This is a genomic window from Anoxybacillus sp. ST4 (genome assembly GCF_019448545.1).
In the GTDB taxonomy this organism is placed as follows: domain Bacteria; phylum Bacillota; class Bacilli; order Bacillales; family Anoxybacillaceae; genus Anoxybacillus; species Anoxybacillus pushchinoensis.
On the sequence record NZ_JAHZOE010000003.1, the window covers coordinates 194,634 to 213,377 of the forward strand.

Genomic DNA, 18,744 nt, shown 5'->3' on the forward strand with positions numbered 1-18,744 from the left:
GGGAGAAGGTTCGTTTACATTTCACTTTTCTGCTGATCCATATTTGAAAATTGAGGGGGTAATGATTGATGAAGAAAAAGCGTTTTGGATTATCCATGTCTTTATTATTAACTGCCGGTTTAATTCTTGGTGGTTGTGGTCAACAAGGGCAAGAAGAGCCGAAAACAGAAGAAGGAAAAGCGTCCGAATTTAGCGTGGCGATGGTTACAGACGTTGGTGGAATTGATGATAAATCGTTTAACCAATCAGCATGGGAAGGTTTACAAAAATTTGGTGAAGAAAACGGCTTGAAAAAAGGAAAAGGCGGCTATGACTATCTACAGTCGCAAAGTGATGCGGACTATGCGACAAACTTAAATAAACTTGTACGTAACGATTTTGATCTAATTTTCGGTATCGGGTTTTTAATGACAGATGCCATTACGGAAATTGCGGAACAAAAACCAGATAACAAATTCGCTATCGTTGACAGCGTTGTAGAAAAACCGAACGTAGCGAGCATTACGTTTAAAGAGCACGAAGGTTCGTTCCTCGTTGGGGTTGTCGCTGGCTTAATGACAAAGACGAATAAAATCGGTTTCGTCGGTGGGATGGAAATTCCATTAATTGAGAAATTCGAAAGTGGTTTTATCGCAGGTGTAAAAGCTGTCAATCCAAATGCGACAGTCGAAGTGCAATATGCAGGTGCGTTTGACAAAGCGGACAAAGGAAAAGCAATTGCTTCAAGCATGTATGCTTCTGGTATTGACGTGATTTATCATGCGGCTGGTGCGACAGGAAACGGTGTGTTTTCTGAAGCGATCGACTTGAAAAAGCAAGATCCGAACAAAGAAATTTGGGTCATCGGTGTTGACCGCGACCAATACGAAGAAGGAAAAGTGCCTGGAACAGATAAAAGCGTAACGTTAACATCGATGGTAAAACGCGTTGACGTTGCTGTATACGACTTAGCGACAAAAACGAAAAACGGAAACTTCCCTGGCGGTCAAGCAGTTGAGTACGGCTTAAAAGAAGATGGTGTAGGTATTGCACCAACAACGAAAAACAACGTTCCTGAAGACGTGTTAAAACAAGTTGACGAATGGAAACAAAAAATTATTAACGGTGAAGTGAAAGTTCCTACAACTCGCGCCGAGTTGAAATAGGTAAATGATCGTTCTCCGAAGGGATCCTTTCCTTCGGAGAACTCACTAAATGAAGGGTTGCAACATGTTGCAGCTTTTCATTTAGTGATGTAAACCATGCTCATATAAGGAGTGGATCACGTTTGGAATACGTAATTGAAATGCTAAACATCCGCAAAGTTTTTGGGAATTTTGTGGCCAATGATAACATTACGTTGCAGCTGAAAAAAGGGGAAATTCATGCGCTATTAGGCGAAAACGGCGCAGGGAAATCGACGTTAATGAACGTGCTATTCGGACTGTATCAACCGGATGGTGGGGAAATTCGCGTCAAAGGAAAAAAAGTGAACATTGCCAATCCGAACGTCGCCAACGACTTAGGGATCGGAATGGTGCACCAACACTTTATGCTTGTCGATACATTCACCGTAACTGAAAACATCATTTTAGGAAGCGAACCGACAAAAGGTGGACAAATTGATATTGAGCGTGCGGAACGAGAAGTGCGTGAGCTATCAGAGCGTTACGGCTTAGCGGTTGATCCGAAGGCGAAAATTGCGGACATTTCTGTCGGAATGCAACAACGTGTAGAAATTTTAAAAACGTTATATCGTGGGGCAGATATTTTAATTTTCGATGAACCGACGGCCGTGTTAACACCTCAAGAAATTCAAGAACTTATTCAAATTATGAAAGCGCTTGTACGTGAAGGAAAATCGATTATTTTAATTACGCATAAGTTGAAAGAAATTATGGAAGTGTGCGACCGCGTGACCGTCATTCGACGCGGGAAAGGCATCGGCACGTTAAATGTATCGGAAACGAATCCGAACGAGCTCGCTGCGTTAATGGTCGGACGTGAAGTGCATTTCAAAACAGAAAAACAACCGCCAAAAGTCGGCAAACCTGTACTCGAAATTCAAGACTTAGTCGTGAAAGATTCGCGCGGAATTACTGTTGTCGATCACTTGCATTTGACGGTACACGCAGGTGAAATTGTCGGTATTGCAGGGGTGGACGGCAACGGACAAACAGAGCTGATCGAAGCGATCACAGGTTTAACGAAATCTGAATCGGGATCGATTCGTTTAAATGGGAAAGAAATTCGCAACTTAACACCGCGACAAATTACAGAAACAGGTGTTGGGCACATTCCACAAGACCGTCATAAACATGGGCTTGTTCTTGACTTCCCGATCGGAGAAAATATGGTGCTTCAAACATATTACAAAGAGCCATATTCTAAACGAGGCATTTTAAATTTCAAAGCTATTTACGACAAAGCGCGTCAGCTCATTCAAGAATTCGATGTTCGTACGCCAGATGAATATACGAAAGCGCGCGCATTATCAGGAGGAAACCAACAAAAAGCAATTATTGGACGGGAAGTAGATCGCGACCCAGATTTACTCATTGCCGCACAACCGACGCGTGGACTTGACGTTGGAGCGATTGAGTTTATTCATAAACGTCTCATTGAACAACGTGATAAAGGAAAAGCTGTCTTGCTCGTTTCGTTCGAGCTAGATGAAATTATGAACGTTAGCGATCGCATTGCTGTCATTTATGAAGGGAAAATTGTCGCCATTGTCGACCCGAAAGAAACGACAGAACAAGAGCTTGGTTTATTGATGGCAGGAAGCAAACGGAAGGAAGCAGGTGTATCATCATGAGTGAAAATCGTCTAACGAATATTCTCGTCCCTGTTTTTGCGGTTATTCTTGGAATTATTGCAGGCGCCATTGTCATGATCGTGAGCGGTTATGACCCAATTGCCGGATATTCTGCTTTATTGTATGGGGCTTTCGGTGATCGATATTATATTGGGGAAACGATTCGTCAAGTGACACCATATATTTTAGCGGGGTTAGCGGTTGCCTTCGCGTTTCGTACAGGGCTATTTAACATCGGGGTAGAAGGGCAACTCATCGTTGGTTGGCTTGCAGCCGTTTGGGTCGGCGTTTCCTTTGAACTTCCAAAGGTCATTCATTTGCCGTTAGCAATTGTTGCGGCAGCGCTTGCAGGTGCGCTTTGGGGATTTATTCCCGGCTTTTTAAAAGCGCGTTTCCGCGTCCATGAAGTCATCGTGACGATTATGATGAACTATATTGCGCTATACGTATCGAATGCGGTCATTCGTTCCGTTTTATCCGATCAAGGTTTTAAATCGGAAAAAATTCATCCGTCAGCATCGTTACGTTCAGAGTTTTTACAGTCTTTAACTGATTACTCCACGCTTCATTACGGTATTATTATTTCGTTAATTGCGGCTGTTGTCATGTGGTTCTTGCTTGAGAAAACGACGACAGGATACGAACTCCGCGCCGTCGGCTTTAACCAACATGCGTCGCACTACGCCGGCATGAACGTGAACCGTAATATCGTATTGGCAATGGTTATTTCAGGGGCATTCGCCGGTATTGCTGGAGCAATGGAAGGATTAGGGACATTTGAAAACGTCTCCGTTAAAGCGGGATTTACTGGAGTCGGATTCGATGGAATTGCGGTTGCCCTCCTTGGAGGAAACCATGCGTTTGGAATTATTTTAGCAGCCATTTTATTTGGAGCGTTAAAAGTCGGAGCGTTAGAGATGCCATCAGCGGCCGATGTGCCGACAGAACTTGTTGACATCGTCATTGCGTTGATCATTTTCTTCGTTGCTTCTAGCTATTTAATTCGTCTTGTGCTTACGCGCTTGAAAAAGGAGGGAAAATAAATGTTAAACATCCTTGAAATTATTATTCCTTCCGCGATTTTCTTTGCGGCACCGCTCATTTTCACGGCGCTTGGTGGCGTATTTAGCGAACGCTCCGGCGTTGTCAACATCGGATTAGAGGGCTTGATGGTCATCGGAGCGTTTACTGGTGTAGTATTTAACTTAACGTTTGCTGACCAGTTCGGTGAACTAACCCCATGGTTTGCGATCGTTGTTGCGATGGTTGTTGCTTCCATTTTCTCGCTTATGCATGCAGTAGCAGCCATTTCGCTTCGTGCTGACCAAGTCGTTAGCGGGGTGGCGATTAACTTTTTAGCGTTAGGGTTATCGTTGTTCCTCGTTAAAATGTGGTATGGAAAAGGACAGACAGACCAAGTACAAGTTGGTTTTGATAAAATTGATATTCCGATTTTAAGTAAAATTCCTGTTCTCGGTCCGATTTTATTTTCAAACGGATATTTGCCATCTTATTTAGCGATTGTATTAGCGTCTGTCGTATGGTACGTCATTTATAAAACACCGTTCGGACTTCGCCTTCGTGCCGTTGGGGAACATCCGATGGCGGCAGATACGATGGGGATTAATGTGACAAAAATGCGCTACATCGCAGTGATGTTAAGCGGTGCACTTGCAGGAATTGGCGGTTCGATTTATGCGACGATTATTTCACGCGATTTCAGCCATGCGACGATCTCTGGTCAAGGATTTATGGCGCTTGCTGCAATGATTTTCGGAAAATGGCACCCGCTTGGCGCGATGGGGGCAGCTCTTTTCTTCGGATTTGCGCAAAGTTTAAGCATCGTCGGACAGGCGATTCCGTTTTTGAAAAACGTACCGACTGTTTATTTGCTTATTTTGCCGTATGCTTTAACGATTTTAGCGTTAACTGGATTTATCGGACGTGCGGATGCGCCAAAAGCGCTCGGTACGCCGTATGTCAAAGGAAAACGTTAATAGAAAAAGACTTCGGGCTGCCCGAAGTCTTTTTTTCACGCCTTTGATCAAGCATAATAAAAGGAGGAGGGGATTTTTATGTCGTTATATCAGCTCGTCGATCAATTGTTTTTAGAGTTACAGCACCCTGTGACGATTGAATCGCGTGACTTTGAATTGCTTGCATATAGTGGACATCATGACGAAACAGATGAAGTGCGTATGCGCACCATTTTAAGCAAGCGGGCTTCAGCCCACGTTTTTCATTATTTACATGAACACGGATGGATGCAAAAGATTGAACAAACAGACGAGGTCGTTAGCATTCCTCCGCTTCCTGATATAGATCTCGGTGCTCGTGCTGTCATTTGTTTAAAACATGCCGGGAAAGTGTACGGATATCTTTGGGTGCAAGCATCGTTCGATCATTTGACAGAGAAGCAGCGAACGCGGATGAAAGAAGTCGCAAAAGAAGCAGCATATGTGTTGCATGAACAAGTCGGAAAACGATATAAACGTCTAGAAGAAGTGAACAATCTTTTCCTTCGCTATATTCAATATCGTGATATGAGTGAGCGAGATTTTCACATTGAGGCGCAAGTGCTTGGAGTAGCACTTCCTTCTTCATTTACTGTTTCCGTTTTCCAAGTAGTGAACGAGGAAAAGAAAGATGATATTCGCCAATACTTGACATTTATTATCAAAACAATGCACGCCCCGACCTTTTTTATTCATCACTATCATCCTTTTTTGCTCGTTGTTGGCGACACGACAACTCAACGCTCTATGGCGACCACAAAAGCGGTTGTAGCGAAATTGCAACAAGATTTTCGCTGTCGTATAGATGAGGATGTTCTTGTCGGCATTGGCAACGAATATGTCGGAATACGAGCATTGCGCGATAGCTACAAAGAGGCGATGGAAGTCATCCATTTAAAAAAACATATGGATGAGCCGTTGCCACATGCTTATGGAGACTTAGGGATTTATCGCATGCTTCCGTTTATATACGAACAATATAAGCAACGCCGGTATAAAAACGAAGCATTATTAAAACTGAAAACATACGACGAACAGCACGGGACAGATTTTTTACATACGCTTCGTGCATACATCCGACACGACTGCAATATGAAACAAACGGCAGAAAGTTTGTACATTCATCCGAATACGTTAAACTATCGGTTAAAACGTATGCAAGCAATCGCCGCTCTTCCGCTTCACGATTTTGAGCAACGGATGATGTTATATATCGATCTCCTTTTATACAAATATAAGGAAAGTGTTGTGGACGGTCAACAAAAATAAGTCGAAATGATTATGCATAGGCGACAAACAATTTTCAGAAAGTATAAATTATAATGAATCGTAGAATATGTGACAAAATCGTGAAAGGATCGATGCATGTGACTGTAGAGTACAAACATGAACCATTTACAAACTTTGCATGCCAACAAGAAGCGGATGCTTTTCGTCAAGCACTTGCGCATGTTGAAGGGCAGCTTGGAAAAGAATATCCACTGATTATCGGAGGAAAACGAATCGTCACGGAAGAAAAAGTCGTGTCGATCAATCCGGCGAATAAACAACAAGTCGTTGGTGTCGTCTCAAAGGCGACAAAAGCGCTCGCTGATGAGGCAATGGCTGCTGCTCTCTCCGCATTTGAGACGTGGAAGCGCGTATCACCTCAAGCGCGTGCGGACGTATTGTTTCGTGCAGCCGCAATGTTAAGAAGAAGAAAACATGAATTTTCGGCATGGCTCGTAAAAGAAGTCGGCAAACCGTGGAAAGAGGCAGATGCTGACACAGCGGAAGCAATTGACTTTTTAGAGTATTATGGCCGACAAATGATGAAGCTTGCGGAAGGTGTTCCGGTATTAAGCCGTCCGGGAGAGGCAAATCGCTTCTTTTATGTTCCGCTCGGTGTCGGACTTATCATTTCTCCGTTTAACTTCCCGCTTGCGATTATGGCAGGAACGACGGTGGCTGCAATTGTGACTGGCAATACGGTTATTTTACGACCGTCTGACCGCGCGCCAATTGTCGCTGCTAAATTTGTCGAGCTAATGGAAGAAGCGGGTCTTCCTGCAGGTGTATTAAACTATTTACCAGGCGGCGAAGCAGAAGTTGGAGAGTATATTGTTGAACATCCAAAAACGCGCTTTATTTCGTTTACTGGATCGCGTGCTGTTGGCTGTCGTATTTATGAGCGGGCGGCGATCGTTCAACCAGGTCAAAAGTGGTTGAAACGAGTCATTGCTGAAATGGGAGGAAAAGATGCGATCATCGTTGATGAAGATGCTGATCTTGAATTAGCCGCTCAGTCGATCGTTGCTTCCGCATTCGGTTTTTCAGGACAAAAATGTTCGGCATGCTCGCGTGCCATCGTGTTAGAAAATGTATATGACGAAGTGCTTCACCGTGTCGTTACGTTAACGAAACAATTAAAAGTAGGCAACCCTGAAGAGCAAAGTACATTCATGGGACCTGTCATCGATCAAGCGTCGTACGATAAAATTATGAACTACATTGAAATTGGAAAACAAGAGGGGAAACTCGTAACAGGTGGAGAAGGTGACGACGCGACAGGGTTTTTTATTAAACCAACCATTTTTTCGGATGTCGCTCCAACTGCGCGCATCATGCAAGAAGAAATTTTCGGTCCAGTCGTGGCGTTCACGAAAGTGCGCACGTTCGATGAAGCACTTGAAGTGGCAAACAATACAGACTACGGATTAACAGGAGCAGTCATTTCAAATAATCGCCATCATTTAGAAAAAGCGCACGAGGAGTTTCATGTCGGTAACTTATACTTCAATCGCGGCTGCACAGGAGCGATTGTTGGGTACCATCCGTTTGGTGGTTTCAATATGTCGGGAACGGACTCGAAGGCCGGTGGCCCAGACTACTTATTGTTGCACATGCAAGCAAAAACAGTGAGCGAAATGTTTTAAAAGAGGTGAATACGGTGTTTGCACAATTATCGAAAAACATCTTTTTGTATGCTTCGCAAAGTAAAATGTTAAATCAAGCAGCGAGAAAATGGGGGCTCCGTTTTGGAGCTTCCCAAGTCGTTGCGGGGGAAACGATTGAAAGCGCTATCAAAAAAGTGCGTGAACTGAATGAAAAAGGACTTGTTTGTACGCTTGACCATTTAGGGGAGTTTGTTTCTAGTCGCGAGGAGGCAATCGAAGCGACAGAGTATAACATTCGCACGTTAGAAGCTATTCATCGGGCAGGAGTTCGTAGCAACTTATCTGTGAAGCTGACACAACTTGGACTCGACATTGATTTTAATTTTTGTTTAAATAATATGCGTCAAATTGTTGACACAGCAAAACGATATAACAACTTTGTGCGCATTGATATGGAAGATTCAGGGCATTGTCAAGCGACGCTCGATCTTTTGCATGAGCTTCGGCAAACGTATGATAATGTCGGAACAGTCATTCAAGCATATTTATATCGCGCGGAACAAGATGTAAAAAACTTAAAAGGTGTATCGCTTCGTTTAGTGAAAGGTGCGTATAAAGAGCCGCCGGAAGTGGCGTTTCAACATAAGCAACAAGTCGATGAAAACTACATGAACATCATTCGACTTCACTTATTGAGCGGAAGCTATACAGCAATTGCAACACACGATCATCATATTATTGAAAAAGTAAAAAAATTTGTTAAAGAAAATAATATTCCACGTGAGCAATTCGAGTTTCAAATGTTGTATGGGTTTCGAACAGATATGCAGCAACAATTAGCGAAAGAAGGATACACTATGCGCGTATATGTACCGTTCGGAAACGATTGGTTCGGATATTTTATGCGCCGGCTTGCAGAACGCCCGCAAAACGTCGCGTTCGCATTAAAAGGCTTTTTTGGAAAATAATTTTTTGTACAAATTGTGAACATATTTTAGTATAATGATAAATACAAAGGGGTTTCAAAGACAACAAAGGAAGGGGAGATTGTTTTGGTTATTGCATCTGTTGTTTTGTATATGGTGGGGATGTTGCTAATTGGATATTGGGCGTATAAACGGACGTCAAACTTGTCCGATTATATGTTAGGTGGACGAACGCTCGGCCCAGCGGTGACGGCATTAAGCGCTGGGGCATCGGATATGAGCGGCTGGTTGTTGCTCGGTTTACCTGGGGCGATGTATGCGCAAGGATTGAGCGCTTCATGGATTGTCATCGGTTTAGCGCTCGGGGCTTACGTCAACTGGCTATACGTTGCGCCGCGCTTACGAGTATATACGGAAGTGGCGAACGACTCGATTACGATTCCGTCATTTTTAGAAAATCGTTTCGGCGATACATCGAAGCTGTTACGTCTCGTGTCTGGATTCGTCATTATGATTTTCTTTACGTTTTACGTCTCATCTGGTCTCGTTTCAGGTGGGGTCATGTTTAAAAACTCGTTCGGTACAGATTATCATACAGGGTTATGGATTGTGGCAGGTGTCGTTGTAGCCTACACGTTGTTTGGGGGATTTTTAGCGGTCAGTTGGACGGACTTTGTGCAAGGATTAATTATGTTTATCGCGCTCATTCTCGTACCTGTTGTAACGCTTATGCACATTGGTGGGGTAACGGAAACGACAACGACAATTCTCGACATCGATCCGAATTTGCTTGATTTATTTAAAGGGACAAGCGTTGTCGGTATTATTTCCTTATTTGCTTGGGGGCTCGGTTATTTCGGCCAGCCGCACATTATCGTTCGCTTTATGGCCATCTCATCTGTGAAGGAGATGAAACAAGCGCGCCGCATCGGCATGGGTTGGATGATCTTTTCATCTGTCGGTGCGATGTTAACAGGACTTTTCGGCATCGCCTACTTTAAAAAAGCAGGCATGACGTTAGAAAATCCAGAAACGGTATTTATTAAACTAGGTGAAATTTTATTCCATCCGCTTATTACAGGATTTTTGCTTGCTGCCATTTTAGCGGCCATCATGAGCACGATTTCATCGCAATTGCTTGTTACATCAAGCTCGTTAACAGAAGATTTATACAAAATTTTATTCCGTCGTTCAGCATCGGATAAGGAGCTTGTATTTGTCGGTCGTTTATCTGTATTGCTCGTATCGATTGTTGCTTTATGGCTAGCATACGAGCAAAACAACACAATTTTAAATCTTGTCGGTTATGCGTGGGCCGGGTTCGGCGCGTCGTTCGGTCCTGTCATTATTTTAAGCTTATGTTGGCGCCGCATGACAAAATGGGGGGCGCTTGCCGGAATGGTGGCAGGAGCGACAACGGTAATCGTGTGGGCGAACTCTTCATACGCCAAAGTGATGTATGAAATGGTGCCAGGTTTTATCGCCAGCTTGATCGCTATCGTCGTCGTCAGTCTATTGACAGCTGTACCAGAGAAAAAGATTACTGAGCAATTTGACGCATTTAAACGTACAATTTCATCATAAGAAAAAGGTGTCCGCATCGGGCACCTTTTTTATGTGATGAATTGTAATATTAAGTGCAACACCTTGTAAGTCAAAATAAAGGAGTACTATATACAAAATTAGTTGACAATACATGCATATGTATTTTTTTGAATGTTTTTACACAGTATTTACATGATCTATGATATATTTTTACAAAAGGCAAGTGCATACAATTCGTTTATGTATCCGTTTTGGTGGTTGAGGGGGGATAAGAGTGAGCATGTTTGGGGCGATAGTTGCTTTTCTTTCAGCGATTATTCTTATACTACGAAATGTTCCGGTCGCATATGGAATGATGTGTGGAGCGTTTATTGGTGCTTTACTCGGCGGGGCTTCTGTCGATGAGGCAGTTCGTCTAATGATGGATGGTGCAAAAGAAATGATCCCGTCTATTTTGCGTATTTTAGCTGCTGGTGTGCTTGCAGGGGTGTTGATGCAGTCAGGGGCTGCATTAGCAATTGCTGAAAAATTAGTGAGGGCATGTGGGGAGAAGTATGCGCTATTTGCGTTATGTTGTACAGCAATGGTGCTAACGGCTTGTGGAATATTTGTTGACGTAGCAATTATGACGATTGCACCGGTTGCGCTTGTCATTGCCCAACGTCTTTTCATTTCACGTTTTGCGATATTACTCGCGCTAATTGGTGGAGGAAAAGCAGGAAACATCATTTCACCTAATCCGAACACTATCGCAGCAGCGGAGGCTTTTCATGTGCCGCTTTCTTCGCTTATGATGGCCGGGATTGTGCCTGCTTGTATCGGTCTTTTCGTGACGTACAACATAGCAAAACGATGGTCTGTAGACAATACGCAAAAGGTGGAAGTCGAAATCGTTCAAAAGGAAACTCCTTCTTGGACGAAAGCGATTGTTGCTCCCGCTGTAGCTATGACTCTTTTATTGTTGCGTCCTCTTTTTAGTATTCATATTGACCCGCTAATCGCTTTGCCGGCCGGTGCTCTCGTTGGTGTGGTAGTTATGAAAAAGACGAACGAACTGAACGATTTTTTGCGCGTTGGCATGGAGAAGATGAGCGGTGTTATTTTCATGCTTATTGGTACAGGGGCGCTAGCCGGTGTGATCGCAAACTCATCGCTACATGGTTCCTTTATGCAAACACTTCAGTCATTCGGTTTTTCGCCGTACACAATCGCCCCGCTAGCCGGTGCGTTGTTATCAGGTATTACAGCATCGACGACCGCAGGCACAGCAGTAGCGAGCCACATTTTTGGGGGAGCGCTTATTGAAGCGGGTGTTTCACCGCTTGCTGGTGCAGCGATGGTACATGCTGGAGCGACGATGCTTGACCATTTGCCGCACGGCAGCTTTTTTCATGTGACGGCGGCAAGCGTTCATATGTCAACAAAAGAGAGGTTAAAATTACTTCCGTACGAAACGGCAATTGGTTTAACTATAGCAGTAACGTGTACAATTATTTTTATTATGTTTTCATAAAATGATGTTCTAAATAATCAACAAATAAAATAAAAAAAGGATTTTCATCCCATATGTCGAACGGTACATGTTAAGGGGGAGTGGGAGAAATGAGGAAAATATACGTAGCTATATGCATGTTCTTTTGTTTATTCGCCAATCGGGCTTGGGCAGAAGGGGAAACGAGCGTTACGCTCAGCGTGGCTGGTGATGTCACCCTCGGTCGTGATGAAAATTACGGCTATGCGTACTCGTTTGATGATGAAGCGAAAAAGAACGGGCTTGCTTTTTTCACGAAACATATCGAATCTATTTTTAAAAACGACGACTTTACAACCGTCAATTTGGAAACGACTCTCACAACAGCAACGCAAAAGGCAGAAAAGAAATTTCGATTTCGCGGCGATCCATCTTATGTCCATGTGTTAACGCGCGCCGGCATTGATGCAGTGAATCTGGCAAACAATCATACGTTTGACTACGGACAGAAAGGATATAGTGATACGATTGCCACGCTAAAGCGGGCGAATGTCGGTTATTTTGGAAACGGAATTTCGCTAATGAAAACGGTGAAAGGGATAAACATCGGTACGCTCGGTTATAAAGGTTGGAGCGATACGAAAGCATTTCGTCGACAAATGGCCGATGACATTCGCACATTGCGAAAACGAGGGGCGCAACTTGTGCTTATTCACTTTCATTGGGGAGAAGAGCGCAGTTATGTGCCAAACAGCACACAAAAAGCGCTAGGAAGATTTGCGATTGACAGCGGGGCCGATCTTGTCGTCGGTCATCACCCGCACGTCATTCAAGGAATTGAACAATATAAAGGGAGAATGATCGTCTATAGCTTAGGCAACTTTATGTTTGGAGGGAATAAAAATCCGAGCGATAAAGATACGTTCGTTTATCAACAAACGTTTTATTTTGCTGACGGCAAAAAACAGCCAAAAACGACCGTTCGTATCATTCCGTTTCGCATTTCATCTGTAACGACACGAAACAACTATCAACCGATTCCACTTCAAGGAAAAGAAGCTAACCGTGTAAAAACAAAAATTGTTCATTTATCAGCAAAAATAAATAAGCCGACATGGCTTGTATATGAAAAATAAAAAAATATAATAGAAAGAAAGGGGGGATTTTATGTACATCGGGGACATTGTATTTCAACTTGTAATGTTTGGTACGTTGCTTGGAGTTTTTGCTGTATTTGTTTTTGGTGCCGTATGGTTGACACGGTCTATAAAGGGAAAAAGAGGGTAAAAAAGTTCGGCAGGCGCCGAACTTTTTTACTTTACAATTAATACGGGTGCTTCTACTCGCTTAGCGACTTTATGGCTCACGCTTCCTAACACCATTTCTTGTAACGTATTTAATCCGCGACTGCCGACAATGACGAGATCAAAGGAATGCGCGTTTGCAAACTCAACAATAGCAGGTCCTGGTTCTCCTCTTAACATACGAATTTCGTACGGAATGTTGGCTTCTTTCAACAACGCCTCAGTTGAAGATAAACGTTTTTTACGCATCGCTTCTCGTTCTTCTATGTTTCCTTCTAGCAATACGTCCGTTTTCGCTGTCGTTGTATTAATAACATATACAACAGTAACTAGCGCTTCTTGAAAGTATGAACAAAGTTCTATTGCTTTTTTTGTCGCACGTAAAGCATGTTCAGAGCCATCTGACGCAAGTAAAATGTTTTTCATTCGTTCAACCTCACAACTATTTTTGTCTATTATATCATCTAATCAAAGCTTTTTTTAAAAATTTTTTGATATCGCTTTCTTTGTTGATATGTATGCGTGTATAGATGTTTTTGAGCCGTCATAAAAGGTTGAGTATGTGAACAATGTTATGTATAATCGCTTTGTTGTGTACGGGATCGCTTCTTTGTGGAAGAAGTAACATATTAAAGAGAAAGAGGGGTTGTATGTTTAAACATTGGAAAGAAGAATGGTTTGGAAATATTAGAGGAGATGTACTTGCGGGGCTTGTCGTTGCGCTTGCGCTTATTCCAGAGGCGATTGCATTCTCCATCATTGCAGGTGTCGATCCGATGGTTGGTCTGTACGCTTCTTTTTGTATTGCAGTCGTCACCGCTTTTGTTGGCGGAAGGCCGGGGATGATTTCTGCAGCAACTGGGGCGATGGCGCTTGTTCTCGTTCGTTTAGTAGCGGAGCACGGTTTACAATATATGCTGGCAGCTACAATTTTAACAGGTGTCATTCAAATTGTTTTAGGTTTACTGAAAGTTGGGAATATATTAAAATTCATTCCTCGTCCGGTCATGATCGGATTTGTTAACGCGCTTGCCATTTTAATTTTTGCTGCTCAATTGCCACATTTCCAGGGGGAGTCTTGGATGATGTATGCGCTTGTGGCACTCGGTTTGTTCATTATTTACGTTTTCCCGCGCATCACAACAGCTATTCCATCTCCGCTTGTTGCGATTGTCGTCATTACAATGCTTGCTTTTGTGGCTAAATTAGATGTGCGCACGGTAGGAGATATGGGAGCAATTTCTGCAACGTTACCGAACTTTTTGATTCCGAATGTCCCATTGACGCTTGAAACGCTTATGATTATTTTCCCTTATTCATTATCTCTTGCGCTTGTTGGATTAATAGAATCCCTTTTAACAGCGCAAATTGTCGACGATTTGACGGATACAGAAAGCGATAAAAACAAAGAGTCGCGTGGTCAAGGAATCGCTAATATTGTGGCCGGTTTCTTTGGTGGCATGGCGGGATGTGCAATGATTGGGCAATCGGTTATCAACGTGAAATCAGGTGGGCGAGGTCGCCTTTCTTCCCTCGTCGCTGGTGTGTTTTTAATGGTTCTCATTGTTGCGTTTAACCGTATTGTTGTTACGATTCCGCTCGCGGCGCTTGTTGCTGTTATGATCATGGTATCGATCAGCACGTTTGATTGGGGTTCGATACAACGGCTTGCTAAAGTGCCAAGGGCAGATGCTTTCGTCATGATTATTACTGTTGCCATAGTGGTAATCACACATAACTTAGCGATCGGAGTGATTGCTGGAATGATGTTAAGTGCGTTATTTTTTGCTGCGGATATGTCCAAAGTGAAGGTGACGAAAACGATAAAAGGTGACATCGCAACATATGATGTAGAAGGCACGCTCTTTTTCGCCTCGGCGAACGACTTTGTCTGTGCGTTTCACTACAATGACGATGTGAAAAAAGTAAACATTAACTTGGCGAAAGCACGTATTAAAGACGAAACAGGTGTACATGCGATCGATCGCGTTGTGATAAAAATGCACCAAAACGGTGTAGAAGCAAATGTCATTGGCTTAAGTGAAGCGTGTGAAACGCTTGTCAATCGTCTTGCTCTCTACAACAAGCCAGGAGGAATTGAACAAACGATTGGACATTAAAACCGAGCATATCGCTCGGTTTCATAGTTCTTTCCCACAAGATGGACAAAATCGAAAATCTGTTTGTATGTTTGTTCCACAAGATGAACAATATTTTTTCCCCTCGCTACGACCGAAGCGCTCATTTAGCGGATCTTTCTCTTCATGTTCATCAACGATATCGACGATGGACATCCGCTCTTTTCCTGTCGCATTTTTATAATGGTAGACGGCTTGAAAAATACCAAGCCCAACAAAAATCAGTCCGAACAGCGGAAATATTTGTGTTCCTGGAAACGGAGAATCTTTTGTAATCGAAAAAGTCATAAATGTCCAAAAAATACCAAAAATAATCGAGAAGAGGCTTCCGACAAATCCTTGCATCGACGGTCCACGGCCAGGCTTTATGCTTTTCATGTTTTTTCTCCTTTCGCTATATTCATACATTCCATTATATACAAGAAACAGAGAAAATTCATTTCATGTTTTGAAAAAAAGGTACTATTTTGTAAATATATATGCTAGATTAAGTAATGACATCATAAATTACATGTGTAAGCAATACGAAAAAGGAGGCTCAGTTTATGACGTTATCATCGTTGAGGAGTCAGGCAAGAGATGCATTAAGAGGAAAATGGGGTAGCGCAGTGCTTTTTATGCTCGTGTATGCGGCTGTAACCATTGTTTTTCCAATGCCGTTGAAGTTGTACTAAGCGGGGGATGGGAAACATGGCTTGATCAAGAAGAGGTGCCCACTTCAGCCTCTGTTGCAAGCATGATTATCTCCCTTGCGCTCATTCCTCTTAGCATCGCGATGTATTGGGTATTTTTAGATGTGTATCGGAATGAACCGGTCCGTATTTCTCCGCTGTTTACGGTGTATCAAAACGGAAAATTAGCTTTAAAGCTGATTGGTACTTCGCTTTTATTCGGGCTTTTCGTCTTTTTATGGAGTTTACTACTCATCATCCCGGGAATTATTAAATCATTATCTTACTCACAAACGTTCTTTTTATTAAAGGATCACCCAGAGTACAGTGCACTTCAAGCGATTAGTGAAAGTAAAAAGCGCATGAAAGGATATAAAGGAAAGTTACTTTTGCTATATCTCAGCTTCATTGGCTGGGGGCTTCTGTCCATCGTTACGCTTGGTATCGGACTTTTATGGCTTATTCCTTACGTTTATACATCGCTTGCTGCATTTTATGATCAATTTATTCGCAAGCAGGAAGTGACAGCCGAATAAAAAACGAACAAGGTCGCCCTTGTTCGTTTTTTTCTATAAATAAAGCTAGAAAAATATCGAATGATTTTGTAAAATCATTAAAAAAAGAATATTGTTTCTTTTTGTCGGAAATGAGCGAATGGGGTCGTTCTTATTTAATCATATAAACACGTTTGTAAAATGAAGAATAATAGTGACATACTATAATTTAAATGTGTTATAATAAATGAGGGGAAATGTTGGTCAGATCGGAATGAACATTTAGGGGGTTCAATGATGAGAACAGATGTCATTTTAATTGGTGCGGGGATTATGAGTGCGACATTAGGGACGTTGTTGAAAGAGTTAGCACCAGAGTGGGAGATTTCAGTGTTTGAAAGACTAGATCAACCGGCGGATGAAAGTTCGAATGAATGGAACAATGCAGGTACGGGTCATGCCGCTCTTTGTGAATTAAACTACACAGTGGAAAAAGCGGACGGATCAATTGATATAAGCAAAGCGATTAAAATTAACGAACAATTTCAACAATCGCTCCAATTTTGGTCTTATCTCGTTCAAAACAAACGCATTCGCAATCCAAAAGATTTCGTCATGCCAATTCCACATATGAGCTTTGTGCAAGGGGAAGAAAATGTTGCATTTTTGAGAAAGCGCTTTGAACAGATGGTAAACAATCCGTTATTTAAAGGAATGGAGTTTTCAGATGATCCACAACAATTGAAAGAGTGGATCCCGCTGATGATGGAAGACCGCATCATGACAGAACCGATTGCCGCCACGCGCATCGAGTCGGGGACCGATGTGAACTTTGGTGCTTTAACGCGCATGTTATTTGAACATTTAGAACATAAGCATGTCAATTTATATTATAAGCATCACGTGGAAGATATGAAACGGACAAGCGACAATTTATGGGAAGTAAAGGTACGCAACCTCACAATCGGCGAAGTTGAAGTCCATACAGCGAAGTTCGTCTTTATCGGTGCAGGCGGTGGGAGCTTACATTTACTACAAAAATCAGGCATTCCTGAAGGAAGAGGAATTGGTGGTTTTCCGGTAAGCGGGCTATTTATGGTGTGCAACAATCCAGATATTATCGCCCAACATCATGCGAAAGTGTACGGAAAAGCGAAAGTTGGTGCGCCGCCGATGTCTGTCCCGCATTTAGATACGAGATTCATAGGCAATGAGAAAATGTTATTATTTGGGCCGTTTGCTGGGTTTTCACCGAAATTTTTAAAGAACGGTTCGATGTTCGACTTAATTACATCCGTCAAGCCGCATAATGTGTTGACGATGCTTGCAGCTGGGGCAAAAAATATGGCGCTAACAAAATATTTAATCGAACAAGTCATGTTATCAAAAGAACAACGCATGGAAGAACTGCGCGAATTTATCCCGAATGCGAAAAGCGAAGACTGGGATATTATTATCGCTGGCCAGCGCGTGCAAGTCATTAAAGATACAGAAGCAGGTGGCAAAGGAACGCTTCAATTCGGTACGGAAGTTGTTGCCGCACATGACGGATCGGTTGCCGCTTTACTCGGTGCATCACCTGGCGCATCAACCGCTGTTCATGTCATGCTTGAAGTCATTGAAAAATGTTTCCCTAAAGAAATGAAACAATGGGAGCCAAAAATTAAAGAAATGATTCCATCTTACGGTGTATCACTCATGAAAAACGAAGCGCTTTTACGCGACGTACAAACGCTCGCTGCCCAAACGCTCGGTCTAAAAGAAAACATGCCGCTTCAAATTGCATAAATACGAAAGGGCAGAAGTCGGTGGACTTCTGTCTTTTTTTGTATCGATTATATTTCCTGCTTGTTATAATAAAAAAAGGGAAGTGAGTAGATGATTTACATTTTCTTAGTCGTTTTACCACTTGTGTCAGGATTGTGGTTTTTTAATTTGACTCTATTGTTGAAAAAGCTACACCAAGGTCGCGATATTCATAATGAAACAGTGTTAGGTACGGTGTTGATGGTAGTGTTTTTTTTTCTGTGTATGCTAGGATTAGTTGGGTTGCATTAACGATGTTAACCTTTTTATGTTTAGTTACAAAATACAAGAACATGATGAGAAATAAGAAAAATGCTTTGACACGTCGTATTTTTGTTGTACAACTATGTATAGAATAAACACTGTCGTTCATATGGATGGCAGGTCAAGAAGGGAGCGGCATCGTGTCGCTCCTTTTGCTTTTTATGTGAGGAGGGATGTTTTTGTATTCACGAATCGCCTTATTTATTGATGGCGGGTACCTTGACAACGTATTGAAATGGCATGGAAAAGCAAAAATCGATTAAGAATGGAATGGGTTCATCGTTTTTCAAAACGATGGACCTTTATTTTTGTAACTATTCACCCCAGTGCTAGTGTATAAAAAAGCCCAGCACAAATAGGGCATTTCGGTCATAGAAAATGCCCTAGGTAGCGGAAAGAACTCGATCGATCGTTTCGCCTGCCAACAGAAGACACAA

14 protein-coding genes and 1 pseudogene are annotated in these 18,744 nt (G+C 42.5%); 13 read left to right on the top strand and 2 right to left on the bottom strand.

Annotation, left to right across the window (positions count from 1 at the left end; translation table 11 throughout):
* Positions 1 to 68 precede the first annotated feature (68 nt).
* The 10 genes from K1I44_RS04280 (at position 69) to K1I44_RS04325 (ending at position 12,766) form a co-directional block, all read left to right on the top strand.
* Entirely contained in the window at positions 69 to 1,145 is a 1,077-nt protein-coding gene (locus K1I44_RS04280) for a BMP family lipoprotein (RefSeq protein WP_003394767.1), read from the top strand.
* 122 nt (positions 1,146 to 1,267) lie between these two features.
* The gene (locus tag K1I44_RS04285; RefSeq protein ID WP_003394764.1) at positions 1,268 to 2,797 is read left to right on the top strand and encodes an ABC transporter ATP-binding protein; all 1,530 of its coding nucleotides are present in this window, start codon (positions 1,268 to 1,270) and stop codon (positions 2,795 to 2,797) included.
* A complete protein-coding gene (locus tag K1I44_RS04290) occupies positions 2,794 to 3,840 on the top strand; it encodes an ABC transporter permease (protein ID WP_219985356.1) in 1,047 nt (348 codons plus the stop codon). The genes K1I44_RS04285 and K1I44_RS04290 overlap by 4 nt, the downstream gene beginning before the upstream one ends.
* Positions 3,841 to 4,794 (top strand): ABC transporter permease, encoded by a 954-nt coding sequence (locus K1I44_RS04295; RefSeq protein WP_219985357.1) that lies wholly within the window; start codon positions 3,841 to 3,843, stop codon positions 4,792 to 4,794. It begins immediately after the preceding gene.
* Between the two features lie 78 nt (positions 4,795 to 4,872).
* Positions 4,873 to 6,081 carry a PucR family transcriptional regulator gene (locus K1I44_RS04300; protein ID WP_219985358.1) on the top strand — a complete coding sequence of 403 codons (1,209 nt, stop codon included), beginning with the start codon at positions 4,873 to 4,875 and terminating at the stop codon, positions 6,079 to 6,081.
* A 92-nt stretch (positions 6,082 to 6,173) separates the two neighbouring features.
* Positions 6,174 to 7,727 carry an L-glutamate gamma-semialdehyde dehydrogenase gene (pruA, locus tag K1I44_RS04305; protein WP_255573211.1) on the top strand — a complete coding sequence of 518 codons (1,554 nt, stop codon included), beginning with the start codon at positions 6,174 to 6,176 and terminating at the stop codon, positions 7,725 to 7,727.
* A 14-nt stretch (positions 7,728 to 7,741) separates the two neighbouring features.
* Positions 7,742 to 8,656: a proline dehydrogenase family protein gene (locus tag K1I44_RS04310; RefSeq protein WP_219985359.1), complete on the top strand. Its 915-nt coding sequence runs from the start codon at positions 7,742 to 7,744 to the stop codon at positions 8,654 to 8,656.
* 84 nt (positions 8,657 to 8,740) lie between these two features.
* Positions 8,741 to 10,198 carry a sodium/proline symporter PutP gene (gene putP / locus K1I44_RS04315; protein ID WP_219985360.1) on the top strand — a complete coding sequence of 486 codons (1,458 nt, stop codon included), beginning with the start codon at positions 8,741 to 8,743 and terminating at the stop codon, positions 10,196 to 10,198.
* A gap of 241 nt (positions 10,199 to 10,439) precedes the next feature.
* Complete coding sequence (locus K1I44_RS04320) at positions 10,440 to 11,672, top strand: GntP family permease (RefSeq protein ID WP_219985372.1); 1,233 nt, start codon at positions 10,440 to 10,442, stop codon at positions 11,670 to 11,672.
* Positions 11,673 to 11,788: 116 nt separating this feature from the next.
* Entirely contained in the window at positions 11,789 to 12,766 is a 978-nt protein-coding gene (locus tag K1I44_RS04325; RefSeq protein ID WP_370627956.1) for a CapA family protein, read from the top strand.
* A gap of 177 nt (positions 12,767 to 12,943) precedes the next feature.
* Here the strand turns inward: K1I44_RS04325 and K1I44_RS04330 are convergent, their stop codons facing one another.
* Positions 12,944 to 13,360 (bottom strand): universal stress protein, encoded by a 417-nt coding sequence (locus K1I44_RS04330; protein ID WP_219985362.1) that lies wholly within the window; start codon positions 13,358 to 13,360, stop codon positions 12,944 to 12,946.
* A gap of 224 nt (positions 13,361 to 13,584) precedes the next feature.
* On the opposite strand from K1I44_RS04330, the gene K1I44_RS04335 reads away from it, so the two are divergent.
* The gene (locus tag K1I44_RS04335; RefSeq protein WP_219985363.1) at positions 13,585 to 15,054 is read left to right on the top strand and encodes a SulP family inorganic anion transporter; all 1,470 of its coding nucleotides are present in this window, start codon (positions 13,585 to 13,587) and stop codon (positions 15,052 to 15,054) included.
* A gap of 21 nt (positions 15,055 to 15,075) precedes the next feature.
* On the opposite strand, the gene K1I44_RS04340 is transcribed toward K1I44_RS04335, so the two are convergent.
* Positions 15,076 to 15,450, bottom strand: a complete 375-nt coding sequence (locus K1I44_RS04340; protein ID WP_003394743.1) for a zinc ribbon domain-containing protein — start codon at positions 15,448 to 15,450, stop codon at positions 15,076 to 15,078.
* 167 nt (positions 15,451 to 15,617) lie between these two features.
* Here K1I44_RS04340 and K1I44_RS04345 point away from each other — a divergent pair.
* Positions 15,618 to 16,279 (top strand): annotated as a pseudogene (locus K1I44_RS04345) (DUF975 family protein).
* Between the two features lie 255 nt (positions 16,280 to 16,534).
* Complete coding sequence (gene mqo / locus K1I44_RS04350) at positions 16,535 to 18,025, top strand: malate dehydrogenase (quinone) (protein ID WP_219985373.1); 1,491 nt, start codon at positions 16,535 to 16,537, stop codon at positions 18,023 to 18,025.
* The last annotated feature ends 719 nt before the right edge of the window (positions 18,026 to 18,744 follow it).

Coding starts and splice junctions, on each gene's coding strand:
- mqo (WP_219985373.1), top strand. CDS start 16,535: ATGAGAACAGATGTCATTTTAATTGGTGCGGGGATTATGAGTGCGACA.
- K1I44_RS04280 (WP_003394767.1), top strand. CDS start 69: ATGAAGAAAAAGCGTTTTGGATTATCCATGTCTTTATTATTAACTGCC.
- K1I44_RS04335 (WP_219985363.1), top strand. CDS start 13,585: ATGTTTAAACATTGGAAAGAAGAATGGTTTGGAAATATTAGAGGAGAT.
- K1I44_RS04325 (WP_370627956.1), top strand. CDS start 11,789: ATGTTCTTTTGTTTATTCGCCAATCGGGCTTGGGCAGAAGGGGAAACG.
- K1I44_RS04295 (WP_219985357.1), top strand. CDS start 3,841: ATGTTAAACATCCTTGAAATTATTATTCCTTCCGCGATTTTCTTTGCG.
- K1I44_RS04290 (WP_219985356.1), top strand. CDS start 2,794: ATGAGTGAAAATCGTCTAACGAATATTCTCGTCCCTGTTTTTGCGGTT.
- K1I44_RS04330 (WP_219985362.1), bottom strand. CDS start 13,360: ATGAAAAACATTTTACTTGCGTCAGATGGCTCTGAACATGCTTTACGT.
- K1I44_RS04340 (WP_003394743.1), bottom strand. CDS start 15,450: ATGAAAAGCATAAAGCCTGGCCGTGGACCGTCGATGCAAGGATTTGTC.
- K1I44_RS04300 (WP_219985358.1), top strand. CDS start 4,873: ATGTCGTTATATCAGCTCGTCGATCAATTGTTTTTAGAGTTACAGCAC.
- K1I44_RS04320 (WP_219985372.1), top strand. CDS start 10,440: ATGTTTGGGGCGATAGTTGCTTTTCTTTCAGCGATTATTCTTATACTA.
- pruA (WP_255573211.1), top strand. CDS start 6,174: ATGCATGTGACTGTAGAGTACAAACATGAACCATTTACAAACTTTGCA.